We start from the raw sequence: 15,410 nt of genomic DNA on the forward strand, positions 1-15,410 counted from the left end.
CACTCCGACGGAATAACATACCAAGGAAATCATTGAAATACAAAACACCAATGGAGTGTTTCATAGATTATGTCGGTCAGGATTTTGATAAAAGCATGTTGTCTCGCTTAATTTGACAAATCAAATTTTTAAAAAATCTTATGCTTTCTTATAATGCCAAAAACCCCGCCCCAAGACAATAAATATTGTCAAAGGACGAGGTTATACTCGTGTTACCACCTTTATTCACTAATCATTCACATGAATAGCCTCCATTAGTACGGAACAATAGACGACATGTTCTTATACAATGACATGGATAACGAGTGTCAAATCTCGTCATACCCTTACTTAAGAGCTCAGATATGCAGCTCAGAGACCATGTTCAATCAATTATTCCTTGCTTCTTTTCAGCTACCAAAGCTTTCTGTATAAGAATTCACTTGATCTACTCTTCTCTTCATCGCTTTTCTTCTAAATAATGATAGTCATTAGTATTGCACAAGGATGTATAGAAGTCAACGATAACAAACAGAATATAATCCCCTCAACTAGCTTTTACATTAACTCATGATCTGTATTCACTTAGACTTTATTAAATAAACAACGTCTACAGTTGAAAAAATGAAACATTCGCACGCTGCACTTTAATGCTTTATATCAACAACTAACCGAGATGCAAAATCAGGCGTTTCATAAAATACTTTTCTTTCTTGCAAATGAAAATTAGCAAGAAACATTGTATCTTTTTTCAAATATTCAATAGATGATAATACAGGACTATTGCTTATTTCAATGATCCCCCCTTCTTGTAATAACTCACCACAAATATTTGCATAAGGGATTTGTATTTTTAAAATATTTTCCCCTTCAACTAATTTAAAGTCATTCATTCTCATATTTAAATCGAATACGACTCTTGTATAGTTGGAATGAATACCGTATCTTATATTGTTTATATACCGTGTGGATACTACTATCTTTCGATTAGCTGTATTGTTTCCATATTTTGCAGTTATTTGTCCTTCCCCTTCTTTTTCAGCATGAAATGTCTCGTTTTCTACATAACCGATATTTCCTGAAACAGTCCAATTAATTAAATTGGCATCAATCTCTAGTTTTCTACCGCTTTTATCATAACCTTTTAAAGCTAATGCTACATTTTGACCTGGAACCATTTCCACATCCAAGGGCATAATCCCTAACACCCCTTTTGGCTTGTAAGGTTTGGCTTTATCTGGATAAGGAGGATAAATTAAATACCTATTACGAACATTTTTTACCCACTTATTCAAATCTTCTTGCCACGAGTCAATAATTTCACTGACGGGATGGTCATTCATAATCTTATTAGGTACTTCGGTATCTCCAATTAAATGAACATAACTCTTATTCATTTTAAATTTTTCAGGGTTTTGATCTCTCATTGCATCAACTAAGTTTAACCCTAAGGAGACCAAGTCAACTTCTGAAATATTACTTATATGAACTTGCACTCCACCAATTAATTCTCCTTTATACTTTCCGAATTTTGGAGTGAAATAAGCAGGGCGAAACTTAACACCTGCAAGATTACGTTTGTTCATTTCTTCTGCCAATGCTTCGCTTTCAATCCATGGAGCACCTACTAATTCAAACGGTTTTGTAGTACCAAGCCCTGTAGACAGTGACGTATCATCCAATAGCTCCGTTCCAGTATATAAATAAGCTGTCTCTTCAGTAGGAATATTTGGGGATGTTAGAACCCAAGGTAGCTCCGTATTAGAAAAATACACGTTTCTTCTCCAACCTTTGACTTTAGCTACTTTTACATCTATTCCCATACTGTATTCATGGTTCCACATTAAAGCTAATTCCCCAACCGTCATCCCATGCCTTACAGGGAGTAAAAATCTCCCCATAAAACTTACTGCATCTTCTGAACGCAACGGCCCCTCCACTTTCATACCACCAATTGGATTTGGTCTGTCTAAAACAATTATTTGTTTATCGTACTCTGCAGCGGCCTCCATAACAAATCCAAGAGTATAAATATAGGTATAAACATTGGAACCGATATCCTGAATATCAAATAATAAAACATCTACATCCTCAAGCATTTCTTCTTTTGGCTTCCAAGTCGACCCATATAAACTGTAAACAGGTAAGCCAGTTTTTTCATCCACATAAGATTCCACATACTCACCAGCTTCACGATTACCTCGAATACCATGTTCGGGACTATACAGCGCCGTTAAACATACTTCTGGATGTTTATATAATAAATCAATACTACGCTTTAAATCACTTGTAACTCCTGTATGATTTGTAATTAATCCTACCCGCTTATCCTCAACCCATGCTAAATGTTCATTTAAAAAAACTTCAATACCTGGTATCAATTTCCACTCCCCTTCATTGCTTTTTTTAATTTATATGTGGAGAGAATAATATTTTTTACCGCTTCATGAAACTTTTTGCTTTTATCTCTAAATACCACTTTACGTTCGTATGCTAATTTCCTTACATAAACATCTTACTCTATTTTTTGATTCTCTAATTACCATACATCCTATTCATTAAATGGTTGATTTTTTCACTTTGTTCATTTTGATTTCGATGAAGTATTATTAATTCTTCTATTAAGCTCTTTTCTGATATTACAGACATTAAATGATCCTGAGCATGAACTAATAAGACAGGGATATTTTCAAGCTCTCCCTTTGTATCTTCTTGAATTAGTTTCGTTTGTAATTTATGCGCTTGCAATAATTCAGTATGAACAAGCTTCATTGAAGATTCAATGGCATTAAATTCAGCCTCCCGAGCATGATTTAATGCCTCATACAAGTGTTGTTTTGCATTGCTTGCATGTAAAATAATATTCATTGATGCATTCTCAACGTCCATCCGCGACTCCTCCATAATGAATCAATTCAATAGATTGTTTTTGCATATATTCTTTCATCTTGTTGTTAGTTAAGACAGCCACTTCTTTCATTCTCATCCTGTTATAACTGCTAATTTTATATAAACCAGAATCTATAAATCCTGGGTGGCACATCATTTCTGTAATCCCTGGTTTTAAACGTGTTAAAATATCTTTAAGATTATTAATTGAAACGTTTTCTTCCCCATAAAAACCTCCACAAAAATAATCTGGACTCGCTATTTTATACGCTATCTTTGTGTCAGGAAGCAATCTAACCGGCATATTATAGTTTTTTGCAGTCTCTAAAACGACATCCAGTAACAATGGAAAATGATGGTGCAGGTGATGATGACTATCTATATGCGTTACATTTCCATACCATTTATGAGCTAAATCAAGCTGAGCCTCTACCTCGTTTTTTATATCCTTTCTTTTAGCAGATTGCATTAATCCTTCCTTTTTCAAAAAATATCCAGAATGACTCGTTAAACTACTTTGGGAAGAAAAGATGGGACGACCTGCATCAAAAACGAGATGCAAACCTATTCCCAAATTAGGATGTTTTTTTGCTTCTTTTAAACTCTCTTTGGCAAATGGCATATTAACCATTACAGTTGTACTTGATACGATACCATATTGATGAGCAAATAGGATTCCATATGTCACACCAGCCGTAAGCCCAAAATCATCCGCATTAATAATGAGTTTGACTGTATTGTTCCCCATAACAATACTCCTAACTTTCTGTAGTAGCAGCCACTGACTCACTAGCTTGCTCTTCTTCTAATAGTTTTTTATCGTACAAACGGAAAAACGGGTAATAAATACATATAGCTACAATGATATTGATCATCATTAATACACCACCACGCCAATCACCTGTTCACGCCAATCACCTGTTGTCAATATTCCAGAAAAAGGAGGTGGTGTCGTCCATGGAACAATTACATAAGGTTTTCCTACAAATCCAAGTGACATCGAAAAATATGTGATAATGCCTACTGTTAATGGTGCCAATATGAACGGTAAAAATAACAATGGATTCATTACAATGGGAGCTCCAAAAACTATCGGTTCACTTATATTAAAGAAACTAGCCCAAATAGAGCCTCGTCCCAATCCTTTCAAATGCCTCGAACGAGCTCGCCAAACAAAAAGTATGGTTAATGCTAAAGCCATGCCTGAACCACCGACCGCCCACCATATCGCCATAAATGGTTGCCCAATTATATATGGAAGTTCCTCGCCAGCCTGTTGTGCAGCAACATTTTGCTCTGTTAAACTATACCATATTGGAGCCATGACACTTGCTACAACGGAGATACCATGAATTCCAAAAGACCACAGTAAATGGATAAGGATTATTGCAATAATTGCTCCCCATAAACTTGATCCCATAGCTTCTAAAGGTTGCCTTAAAATAGCGGCGACTACTCCATGCAATGATAAATTGAAGAAGTGACGCAACAATAAGTCTACTCCCCATACTATAAAAATAATGATTGCTCCGGGAATAAGAGCTGTAAATGCTCGCCATACTGACGGTGGCACCCCTTCAGGCATACGAATAACAATATTTTTGTTTTCAAAAAAACGGAAAACTTCTACTGTGAAGATGGCTAAAACAATGGCAATAAATAGTCCTTCACTTCCCATTAAGTTTAACGGTATATTTCCTTCTTCAGTAAGAGGGGTAGCGACAAAAAATGTAGCCACACTTAGTACACCAGCAGATAATTCATCCATTCCATAGCTTTTCGCAAGGCTATATGCAATTGAAAATACTGCGATTAGACCTAACAAACCAAAGGTAGCATTTACTGGAATACTTAACGTTTGTGCATAGGGTTTCATAAATTCAGCCCACGATTCAATTGGTGGAGATGAAATAATCAGAAAAACGCTTCCAATAATTAATAGCGGCATTGTTGCTATAATTCCATCTCTTACTGATTTTAAATGACGTTGTTCAGCCAATTTCCCTGCAACTGGCATAAAATAACGTTCCATAGACTCATTAAAACGATTCACTATACACCCTCCTCATCATTATTCTTTAAATGAAGCGCTTGCTCTAGCACTTTTTCACCATCTGTCGCTCCATATGCTCGTATATCAATAATAGCAATTGGCACCTTTTCCTTTTCTGCTTTTTTAAATAGTTCCTTCTTTTTATAGCGAATTTGTGGACCTAAGAGCATGACATCTGAATCTTTAAGTTGTCTATCTATCTCGTCTACCGAATGTGCTTCTATTTTCACATCCAACTCTCTGCGACTGGCTGCTTTTTTCATTCTTTCTACCAAAAGGCTTGTACTCATCCCTAATGCGCAAAGCAACGTTATTTTCACTGTACGTTTCCCTCCTTAAATCTTAAACTGCGGTAAAAACTTTTTATTTATCATAAACATTTCTTTTAAAATAGCATTTGCCTTTTCAGCGGAAGGGATAAGTGGGTGTAACGTCAATGCCTGATGAGCAACACCTTTATCCCCATTAACACCAGCTTCAACAGTGAGTTCTTCATATGCTTTCACATGTTGTAAAAGTCCGCTGATTTGCGGAGAAACTTGCCCTACTTGCAATGGAGTAACCTGATGCCGTTCCACAACACAATTTACTTCTATACAAGTATTGATAGGTAAACAAGAAATTGATCCATTATTACGAACATTCAATGTATGCATTTCTTTTGTATTCAACTCAATCGATTTAATCAAATTTACAGCTGCCTCCGAATAGTACGCACCACCTCTTTGTTCTAAAACTTTTGGTTTTTTGCTTAGTTTTGGATTTTGATAAATTTTAAATAGTTCTCGCTCAATCTTCTGAACTTGATCAGCACGGGTTTCATTTCGTTTAAACTCCTCTAATTGCTGTTGTAAAATCCGATCAGACTGATAATAATATTTATGATAACCACATGGAATAGCATCTAAAGATCTTAAGAAATCAAGATCCCAGCCAAAGTCAGGAATATTTTTTGCTTCATAAATATTTGACCATCCATTAAATATATCTTTAATTCTTGACTCGCCCCTAATATATAAATCAGTCAGCCAAAGCAAATGATTTATACCTGTGAAATTGATGCTCACATCCTTCATAGAAACGTTATAAGCAGCAGCAAATTTTTTATAATAATTTATCGGGTTATTGCATAAACCAATAACTTTTACATTGCTATATTTTAAGACCGCCTCTGTTACAATTCCTGCAGGATTTGTGAAATTCAATAACCATGCTTTGGGTGCAAGTTGTTCCATATCATTGCAAATATCTAAAATAACTGGTATGGTACGTAATGCTTTCATATAGCCACCTGCTCCGGTTGTTTCCTGACCAATTACTCCGTGTTTAATAGAGGTGTATTCATCATAACGACGCATTTTAAGCTGTCCAACTCTAAGTTGGGTAATAATGTAATCTGCACCTTTTATCGCCTCTTGTCTATTGAAAGTTGCAACAATTTTAATTGAATATCCTGATGCTTGAATCATTCGCTTTGATAGCCCTTCTATAATGGACAACTTCTGTTTTCCTTCTTCTATATCTACTAACCAAAGCTCCTCTACTCGTAAAAGTTCTTGATTGTTAATAATTCCCTCTAACAATTCAGGCGTATAGGAAGAACCCCCTCCAATTACCGTTATTTTTAATCCACCCATTAAAGATCATCATCCTTTCTTTGATTAAATTAAATATTCCACTTTCATCATAGTATGTTAACGCATACATATCGAGGTTGGTTTTTACCTCTATTAAAGGTAAAAAATCACTTCGAAATAGAAAGGATTTCCCTTTTCCAATAGAAATAAAGTTATGTTATAGAAACATAAGAAAAACTACAGCGTTCGCCATAAGGCTTGGCGAACACTGTAGTTTATAAACCTTTAAACTTTTATAATTTCCTATAGTGTAATAAAAGAGCAAAAGTTTAACTAAAATACTTTCACTCTTTTTTCTATTCTTCTATTACTTCTAATAATTCCGAATACGTCTTGCATCTTAGTAACTGAAAGACCTTTTGTTTATCATTCATTAAATGAACAAGAGATTGAAACATGAGTTGCAGATCTTCTTTCCTATTTTTATTTATATTAAGTAATATGACTAATTGAACAAACTTATCTCCCCAGTTTATTGGACGTAATAAAGTTAATATAGAGAGAAAGGTGGCATTTGTTCCTGGTTTTAGTGGATGAGGAATCGCTACCATATTGCCAAAACTAGTTGGTGCATAACTTTCTCTTTCTAGTACAGATTGTATATAATCTGTGTCTGCTTTTCCTTTCTGCACTAAATTATTTGTTAAAAATTTAATAACTGATTCTGGTATTTGAAAATCATATTGTAAAAATGTAAACTCTGGAAAAATAAATTCTTTTAAGTCTATATCCAAACAATCTAACATACGCTCAATTTTAGAAACATCTATATTACCAAGAATATTACTTATATGAATAACTGGTATTGGTAGTTTATTTTTAATTGGAATTGTACTAATAATAAAATCATAATCTTTAAGGTTAAGACGTGTTAAGTTATATAGTTCTATTGTCCCAGTAATATGAAGTTTCTTCCCAAAAATATTTATCAACTTATGTAAAAGCAATTGCGAGCTTCCCAGACCCGTAGCGCAAACAATTAAGCTACGCTTCCGTTCCATATAGGAGCGTTTTGCCTTTTCTAATGCAGCCTCTATATGAAGAGCAACATAGCCGACTTCACTTTCATTAAACTGAACACTAAATCGTTCATTTATTACACTAACCCCTGTTAATGCCGCTTCGAATGAAAGAGGGTATTCCATTTTTATTTCCTCCAACATTGGATTACGTATATTCATTTGATAGCGAAAACGACTAATAGCAGGTTTAAGATGTAAGCATAAATTTCTTAACAGTTCTTCATCATCTGTTAACTTTAAATCGTACTCATTATCAATGACCTGTATAACCTCCTTTGCTAGACAATAAATTTCCTTATCAACTATACTTTGAAAATCTAAATGATTAGCAGTGGAAGTCAGCTTTGTTCCTTTTAAATGAATGGCTAAATAAGCAACTTCTGTTTTGGGAAATTTAATTCCTAATCCGCTTTCGATTTGCTCTACTATCTTTTGTGCTACTTCATATTCTCTTTCATAAAATAAAGAATATATTTCTTCTTTTACAAATTCAACAGACTTGTGTTCTAACAAACGCTTATATGCAATGGATAAGTGAATGATCAAATTGTGTAAACTAATATCGGAAATAGCGATATGATGTTTTCTTATATTTTCGAGAATGGAATTCCTTATGATATTCAATTCTTCTAACGACAAAATATTCCCCATTTGCTCTTTTAGAAGTAATGGATGTTGATTAAAAATGTATTCAGACAAACAAAAACGGATGAACGTTTCATCGCCAACTATTTTCATTCCAAAGTTAGGTTTATGTTCAATAAACAACCCATAAAATTGTAGTAATTCTCGAACCGTTTTTAAATCACCTTGTAAAGTAGATCTACTAATGAATAACTCTGCAAGTAACTCCTCTATTTTTATATAATCGGTACAAAACAATAGTTTTTCTAATAGATAATTTACTCTGGCACTTGAATCTACGGGGACCACCGTGCGAAATTCGTTTACACATTTTGATAACAATTTAGTTATTTTTTCTTTATTCTTGCCTTTTAAAATATATCCTTTTCCGCGTAAGGATTTAATATACATATTGTAGTCTCTAAGAATCGTATTCAATTGTTTTATTTCCATTCTTACTGTCTTCGGACTTACATTAACCTCCGTAGCCAGTTGAGCACTCGTCACCACCATACCTTCTTCGTTATCAAGCAATTTTAAAATTGCAAACTGGCGAGATCTCATAAGCTCACCTCAGTTATATAATACAGACTTTAAATTATATAAATAAACAATTGTTTTTTCTATATTTAACATCAGCAAATTAACCCTATAGCATCATTGGGATTTCTCCCAAAAATTCACAGAGTCATTTTAATACTAAGAAACTATATCAATCCATTAATTATTTTTTCAACTCCTCCCCTGCTATTTTCTTTTATTATATACAATTATTTATTGTTTGTAAAACTTTATAACAATTTTTAATTTCCTTAATCTCCACAGTCTTTTGGTTTACAAAATAAAATAATCATCTGATATAAGGATATACAAAAAGCGCATCAAGTAATGCGCAACCGTTTTTGGGTGATCTTTAAAACGTAGTTAGAGTTTTTATCTTCTAATTAATAATTGAAGCCAGTATTTATCTATTTAAAAACCGTTTAATTTTTATCTTTCCCCCATATTTCCAAACACTTCTTTTTTACTTTTTCTGCTTCAGATTCTGTTTTGCATAGTAATAAACAATTGTCATCACCACTAATGACACCTGCTAGCTGCTTCCATTCTAACGATTCCATCATATATCCAATGGCTTTCGCATTGCCTGGATCTGTTCTAATAATGACAAAGATTCCCGACACTTCGATGGATTGAATCGCTTCCGAAAAAAACTGTTGTAATTTTTGAATGGTTGATGATTTTTCTTTTACATTGCTGGGTAAATGATAACTCTCCACACCATTTGGTGAATACTCTTTCCTCACTTGTATTTCTTGCATATCTCTTGAAATGGTTGCTGGTGTAACATCATACCCCTGATTCTTTAATAATTCACGTAATTCTTTTTGCGTACGCACTTCGTTGGTTCGTATAAGTGCACAAATTTTTTCTTGGCGTTCTTTTTTATTCATCAAACAACCTCCCATTTACAAGGGATTATTATAGATACTGTGCTCCCGCTTCAAATTTTTGAATCATCGTGAAGCGAGAGCCTAGATAATAAGCCAACAATACCGCAACTATTCATTTTGGATAACTGTTCCAGCATTTTCTCCTACAGCTTCAGCAGCTTTACTTAGCGAAGTAATCATACATTTTCTACCAGGTTTCGATTCAACAAATGTAATGGCAGCTTCTATTTTTGGCAACATACTACCTGCAGCGAATTGACCTTCTTCCGCATATCTTCGTAATTCTGTTGTGGTAACTTGTTCGAGCACTTTTTGCTCCGGTTTTTGATAATTTACATATACATGTTCTACTTCAGTTAAAATTACTAACTTATCTGCTTGAATGAGCTCTCCTAATTTCTCGGAAGCAAAATCTTTATCTATCACAGCTTCTACACCGATAATCTGCTCATTCTTTGAATAAACTGGAATACCACCGCCACCAGTACTAATCACAATCGTTTCCTTATCCATTAGAGCTTTAATGACTTCATGTTCTAAAATTCTCAAAGGTTGAGGCGAAGGAACTACTCTTCTCCATCCTCTTCCAGCGTCTTCCTTAAATGTAATATCATTCTTTTCCATTTGTTTTTTTGCTTCGTTTTCCGAATAGAACGGACCAATTGGTTTGGTCGGTTGTTGAAAAGCTTTATCATCTGGATCAACCTCTACTCTAGTTACAACCGTAGCTACTTGGTTGTTGAGCCCAGCTTCATGCAACTGACCATAAAGTGCATTCTCCAACCAATAACCAATCATTCCTTGACTCATTGCCCCACACGTATCCAAAGGCATCGCAGGCGTCTGTTCACTATGAGATTGAATTTGTTGTAATAAAATATTTCCTACTTGAGGACCATTACCGTGTGTAATAGCTACTTGGTAGCCTTGTTTAATAATTTCTATTAACTGTTTTGCCGTATGGTTTAACGCTTGTTGCTGTGCTTCAGCCGTTGCACTACCAGACTGAATCGCATTACCGCCTAGTGCAATCACAATACGTTCATTCGCCATTTCATCCTTCCTTTCTGTTAGATGGTTATCCTGCCAGTAACTAAGCCACCTATTGCAATTACTGCTAAGACAACAAATGCAATCATTAGCGATTTTTCTACCTTCGTGTCTTGCTTTTGAATGCCATTTTCTTTTAACGCCCGTTTATAAAGAATAATCCCTGGAGCATATAACAACATGGTTAAAAGCAAGTAGCTTATTCCAGCAGCATATACGAGCCACAAAGCATAAATGCTCGCAATAAAACCAATCACTTTCTCTTTGATACGTTTTTCTCCTACTTCATATCCTTCACCTGTCATGGTCAATTTTACTTGGTAAAAAGCCGATAACATATAGGGAATAAGGATAGCTGAAGTTGCCAAAGAGAACATAAAATTATATGCTGCTTCAGAAAATAAAAGCGTTATCAGAAATAGTTGGATAAGCCCATTGGTTAACCATAACGAATTGACGGGGGCGTGATTTTTATTCTCTTTTGCTAGCCATTTAGGAAACACTTTGTCTTTTGCCGTGACATAAGGTAACTCCGCTGCGAACAACGTCCAACCAAGCCAAGCTCCCATAACCGAGATGATTAGACCAAGGTTAATAACAATAGCTCCCCATTTCCCAACAATTTCTTCTAACACATAAGCCATTGCAGGATTTGGTAAATTAGCTAATTCTTCTCTTGACATAATCCCTAACGATAACAAAGAGATTAAAATGTAAATTAAAAGCACACTAATTAACCCAATTACTGTGGCTTTCCCAACATCAGAGCGATTTCTTGCTCTACCTGACATTACAACAGCACCTTCAACACCGATAAATACCCATAAAGTAACTAACATCATGCTTCTAACTTGTTCACCAACAGAGGCCCAACTAAAACCTTCACTGCCCCAGAACTCAAATGAAAATGTATCCCATTTAAACGCAATGATCGCTATAATAATAAACAAAAATATAGGAATCACTTTGGCAATCGTTGCTACTGTATTAATAAGCGCAGCTGAACTGACACCACGTAAAACAAGAAAATGCACGGACCATAAAACGACGGAAGCACCGATAATACTAGCGACATTTTGACCGCCTTCGAACATGGGGATAAAGTAACCAATTGATGAAAAAACTAATGTAGCATAAGCTACATTCCCTAAAAACGCCGATAGCCAATAACCCCATGCACTATTAAATCCTAAAAATGTTCCAAACCCAGCTTTTGCATAGCTATAAATACCGCTATCTAATTCTGGTTTCCTTTGAGTTAAATTTTGAAAGACAAAGGCAAGGGCTACGATACCAATGCCTGTAATAATCCAGCCAATAATGGCTGCACCGGAATTAGATCCAAGTGCTATATCTCCAGCTAAGTTGAATGCTCCTCCTCCAACCATGGAACCGACAACTAGCGCAATAAGCGCCACTAGCCCTAGCTTTTTTTCATCTTCACTCATTTTGTACACCTCCCTTTATAAATAGGGGTTGATTAGCTAGTTTCATTTCCATTCGTTGCAGCCATTACGGCTTTAATCGTATGCAGCCTGTTCTCTGCTTCATCAAAGACAAATGAATTTTTGCTTTGAAATACTTCATCCGTTACTTCCATTTCCTTTAAACCAAACTTTTCGTGTATATCTCGTCCTACTTCTGTCTCTAAATCGTGAAAGCTCGGTAAACAATGGAGGAACATGACATTGTCTTGATTACCTGTTTTCTCAAGCATTGCTTTATTTACTTGATATGGATAAAGTAAATCAATTCGCTCTTTAAACTTATCTTCTTCTCCCATAGATACCCACACGTCAGTATAAATCACTTCAGCTCCAGAAACGGCTTCATCAATATCGGAAGTAATCGTAATGTTTGCTCCAGAATCTTTTGCCACTTCTTCCGCGTAACGAACTACATCCTCATCCGGAAATAATACCTCTGGAGAGCAAATGCGAACATCCATACCAACCTTCGCACAGCCGATTAATAAGCTGTTTCCCATATTGTTTCTACCATCACCAACATAAACGAACTTAACACCTTTCAAATGTCCAATATGTTCTTTTATCGTTAGTAAGTCGGCAAGAATTTGTGTAGGGTGGAATTCATTTGTTAACCCATTCCAAACAGGAACGCCAGAATTTTCCGCTAAACCATTTACCGTTTCCTGATCAAATCCGCGAAATTGAATACCGTCAAACATTCTTCCTAATACAATGGCTGTATCACGAACAGATTCTTTCTTCCCAAATTGAATATCATTTTTCCCAAGATATTCTGGATGTGCTCCTAAATCAATGCATGCTACTGTAAAGGCGCAGCGTGTTCTGGTAGAAGGTTTTTCAAATAATAGGGCAATATTTTGCCCTTTCATATAATGGTGTGGCGTGCCAGATTTTTTCTTTGCTTTTAAATCAGCTGCTAAATCAAGCAAATAATGAATCTCATCCGCTGTAAAATCTTTTAATGTCAAAAAATGTTTACCAGTTAATTGTTCCGTTAACTTTGTCGCCATTTTCATCCTCCTAAAGTTATTAATTTATAGTTAAAAATGGTAATTACCTTTTGTTAATTTTTTCACTATGCAAGTAGTTTCTCGATTGCATGCTTTTTAGCTTTATAAATCTTCTCTTGATAACGGCATACTCATACAACGCGGACCACCACGACCTCTCGACAATTCAGAGCTAGTGACTTCAATAACTTCAATGCCATGTTCACGTAGCAATTTGTTAGACACGTAGTTACGGTCATATGTGACAACGACACCAGGTGCAATTGCCAATGTGTTTGAACCGTCATTCCATTGCTCTCTCGGCGCAGCAATAACGTCTCCTCCTCCACATGGGATTAACGCAACATCTTTTAGACCCAGTACTTCTTTTAGTGTTTCCAACAAATTCGTTTTATGCGTTATTTTTACGGTGTCTTCTTCTTTCCCTTGTTCCAAAATATAAATATCCATTTGTCCATCTTTATTTTGAATCTCGGGGTGGATGGTAAATTTATCGAAATCAACCATTGTAAATACGGTATCTAAGTGCATAAATGCTCTTGACTTCGGAATTTCTACAGCAACAACGCGCTTTATTTCCTTTTGGCGTTTAAAAATATTTATAGCCAATTGCTCAATGGATTTTGCTGCCGTTCTTGCACTTATACCAATGGCGATCGTATCTTTGCTTAAAACAAGCTCATCGCCACCTTCTATGGGGCACGGATAATCGCGATCCAACCAAATAGGGATATCAAACTCAGCATACCTAGGATGATGATGAATGATATAACTCATAAATAGCGATTCTCGCCTTCTTGCAACTTCTCTCATGGTATTAATCGTTAACCCATTACCTATCGTTGCCGCTGGATCTCTCGTAAAATAAAGATTCGGCATTGGATCTAAATAAAATGGGTAATGATTATCTAACAATTCATATAGATGGTTCCTTTTCTCCACTGGAATTTCTGATTTTCTCACACCAGCCATAATTTTCTTTACCATCTCTTCGGTGTCAAACGACAATAAATAATCAGCTATTTTTTGCGCACTACCACCATGGACATTCGATTCCAATAATATTTGCTTCACAAATTGCTGTCTTAACTCTTCTGTATGAAGCGCTTCTGTCATTAAATTGGTTAAATAAAGTACTTCAATACCTCTATTTCGTAACGTTTGAGCAAAATAATCATGCTCTTTTTGAATCATTGGTAAATGAGGAATATCATCAAATAACAAATGCTCTAAATAATCAGGGGTTAAATTTTCAACTTCTTTACCAGGTCGATGCAACAAAACCGTTTGTAGTGCACCAATTTCAGACGTAACATGTAATGGTTGCTTCACTTCCATACCTCCTCATATTGTAAAAAGTGGATGAAGACCTAAATGAAATAATGATTGGTCGCCACCTTTCCAAAGCTTTTCATGGACTTGATCTTAACTCGCAAATCACTAAATGATCCATGAATGTTAACTTATTTTAGATTGGGCAGAGATTGCATCTGCTTTTCTTGTAGATAGTTTAAACAAATACGAAATAGCTATACATGTTAGGTTAAATATTTTTAGTTCAAGAAATTAAAATGGCATTTTTCGCTTGAGGTGAACTACTTTTAAACCGGCATGAGCGAATTCCGTGTTATGGCGAGCGTTTTTTGGACGAGTAGGAGCGAGTTTGTGGGGGAGAGCGATTTTCGGAGAGCAGGAGATAGTTCTACGCAAGGACGGGCGAATTTCAACAGACGCGAACGATCCAATCGCCAGCTCATGGCAGTATACATATTTTCACAATACAAATAGCCGAACAATTATCTTATGATTGTTCGGCTTCTATTTATATAACGTTTTACATTTTTTCTGGTGCATGTACACCAACCATACGAAGCGCATTATCAAGCGTTATTTTAACTGCTTCTAGCAACGCTAGCCTTGCTTTCGTTACTTCTAACTGACTTTCATCTAACACTTTCTCTGCATTATAGAAACTGTGCAATTGAGATGCTACATCAAATGCGTACTGGGTTATTTTATGCGGAATTCGTTTCTCCGCAGCATCCAACACCAGTTGCGGAAATGTAGCTAATAGCTTTAACAAGTTTATTTCACTCGTTTGTTTTAATAAAGAACTGTCATACTTTTCATAAGCATAACCATTTGTTTCTGCCTTATCTAATAACGTACAAATTCGTGCATGCGCATATTGTACATAATAAA

12 protein-coding genes, 2 pseudogenes and 1 other annotated feature are annotated in these 15,410 nt (G+C 35.4%); of the genes and pseudogenes, 1 reads left to right on the forward strand and 13 read right to left on the reverse strand.

The window, feature by feature from the left end; all coding sequences use genetic code 11:
* A pseudogene (locus HLX49_RS17210) lies at positions 1-116 on the forward strand (IS30 family transposase); the annotation flags it as partial.
* A gap of 72 nt (positions 117-188) precedes the next feature.
* Positions 189-452, reverse strand: a binding site (T-box leader).
* 174 nt (positions 453-626) lie between these two features.
* Here the strand turns inward: HLX49_RS17210 and HLX49_RS15170 are convergent.
* The 13 genes and pseudogenes from HLX49_RS15170 to HLX49_RS15230 all read right to left on the reverse strand — a co-directional run.
* Complete coding sequence (locus HLX49_RS15170) at positions 627-2,360, reverse strand: exo-beta-N-acetylmuramidase NamZ family protein (protein ID WP_296362946.1); 1,734 nt, start codon at positions 2,358-2,360, stop codon at positions 627-629.
* A gap of 154 nt (positions 2,361-2,514) precedes the next feature.
* Positions 2,515-2,868, reverse strand: a complete 354-nt coding sequence (locus tag HLX49_RS15175; protein ID WP_296362948.1) for a PTS lactose/cellobiose transporter subunit IIA — start codon at positions 2,866-2,868, stop codon at positions 2,515-2,517.
* Complete coding sequence (locus tag HLX49_RS15180; RefSeq protein ID WP_296362949.1) at positions 2,858-3,616, reverse strand: ChbG/HpnK family deacetylase; 759 nt, start codon at positions 3,614-3,616, stop codon at positions 2,858-2,860. The genes HLX49_RS15175 and HLX49_RS15180 overlap by 11 nt, the downstream gene beginning before the upstream one ends.
* A 10-nt stretch (positions 3,617-3,626) precedes the next feature.
* Positions 3,627-4,900: pseudogene (gene celB, locus HLX49_RS15185) on the reverse strand (PTS cellobiose transporter subunit IIC).
* 20 nt (positions 4,901-4,920) lie between these two features.
* Positions 4,921-5,241 carry a PTS sugar transporter subunit IIB gene (locus tag HLX49_RS15190; protein ID WP_077705988.1) on the reverse strand — a complete coding sequence of 107 codons (321 nt, stop codon included), beginning with the start codon at positions 5,239-5,241 and terminating at the stop codon, positions 4,921-4,923.
* Between the two features lie 15 nt (positions 5,242-5,256).
* A complete protein-coding gene (locus HLX49_RS15195; RefSeq protein ID WP_296362951.1) occupies positions 5,257-6,558 on the reverse strand; it encodes a 6-phospho-beta-glucosidase in 1,302 nt (433 codons plus the stop codon).
* Between the two features lie 296 nt (positions 6,559-6,854).
* Positions 6,855-8,768 (reverse strand): BglG family transcription antiterminator, encoded by a 1,914-nt coding sequence (locus HLX49_RS15200; protein ID WP_077705990.1) that lies wholly within the window; start codon positions 8,766-8,768, stop codon positions 6,855-6,857.
* Between the two features lie 419 nt (positions 8,769-9,187).
* The gene (locus HLX49_RS15205) at positions 9,188-9,658 is read right to left on the reverse strand and encodes an arginine repressor (RefSeq protein WP_296362954.1); all 471 of its coding nucleotides are present in this window, start codon (positions 9,656-9,658) and stop codon (positions 9,188-9,190) included.
* Between the two features lie 108 nt (positions 9,659-9,766).
* Positions 9,767-10,711: a carbamate kinase gene (arcC, locus tag HLX49_RS15210; protein WP_296362956.1), complete on the reverse strand. Its 945-nt coding sequence runs from the start codon at positions 10,709-10,711 to the stop codon at positions 9,767-9,769.
* 17 nt (positions 10,712-10,728) lie between these two features.
* Positions 10,729-12,156, reverse strand: coding sequence for an arginine-ornithine antiporter (gene arcD, locus HLX49_RS15215; protein WP_073008873.1), 1,428 nt, complete (start codon positions 12,154-12,156; stop codon positions 10,729-10,731).
* Positions 12,157-12,188: 32 nt separating this feature from the next.
* Positions 12,189-13,208, reverse strand: a complete 1,020-nt coding sequence (gene argF / locus HLX49_RS15220; RefSeq protein WP_296362959.1) for an ornithine carbamoyltransferase — start codon at positions 13,206-13,208, stop codon at positions 12,189-12,191.
* 102 nt (positions 13,209-13,310) lie between these two features.
* On the reverse strand, positions 13,311-14,540 hold the full coding sequence (gene arcA / locus HLX49_RS15225; RefSeq protein WP_077705994.1) for an arginine deiminase: 1,230 nt from the start codon (positions 14,538-14,540) through the stop codon (positions 13,311-13,313).
* Positions 14,541-15,042: 502 nt separating this feature from the next.
* Positions 15,043-15,410: DALR anticodon-binding domain-containing protein (locus tag HLX49_RS15230; protein WP_296362963.1), on the reverse strand; the 368-nt coding region annotated here is incomplete at its 5' end.

Origin of the sequence: Virgibacillus sp. (assembly GCF_013393565.1) — a bacterium.
Taxonomy (GTDB): domain Bacteria; phylum Bacillota; class Bacilli; order Bacillales; family Amphibacillaceae; genus Virgibacillus; species Virgibacillus dokdonensis.

Bases quoted from the DNA above. Each gene is read 5' to 3' on its own strand.
- HLX49_RS15205 (WP_296362954.1), bottom strand. From the start codon at position 9,658: ATGAATAAAAAAGAACGCCAAGAAAAAATTTGTGCACTTATACGAACC.
- HLX49_RS15195 (WP_296362951.1), bottom strand. From the start codon at position 6,558: ATGGGTGGATTAAAAATAACGGTAATTGGAGGGGGTTCTTCCTATACG.
- HLX49_RS15200 (WP_077705990.1), bottom strand. From the start codon at position 8,768: ATGAGATCTCGCCAGTTTGCAATTTTAAAATTGCTTGATAACGAAGAA.
- HLX49_RS15175 (WP_296362948.1), bottom strand. From the start codon at position 2,868: ATGGACGTTGAGAATGCATCAATGAATATTATTTTACATGCAAGCAAT.
- argF (WP_296362959.1), bottom strand. From the start codon at position 13,208: ATGGCGACAAAGTTAACGGAACAATTAACTGGTAAACATTTTTTGACA.
- HLX49_RS15180 (WP_296362949.1), bottom strand. From the start codon at position 3,616: ATGGGGAACAATACAGTCAAACTCATTATTAATGCGGATGATTTTGGG.
- arcC (WP_296362956.1), bottom strand. From the start codon at position 10,711: ATGGCGAATGAACGTATTGTGATTGCACTAGGCGGTAATGCGATTCAG.
- arcD (WP_073008873.1), bottom strand. From the start codon at position 12,156: ATGAGTGAAGATGAAAAAAAGCTAGGGCTAGTGGCGCTTATTGCGCTA.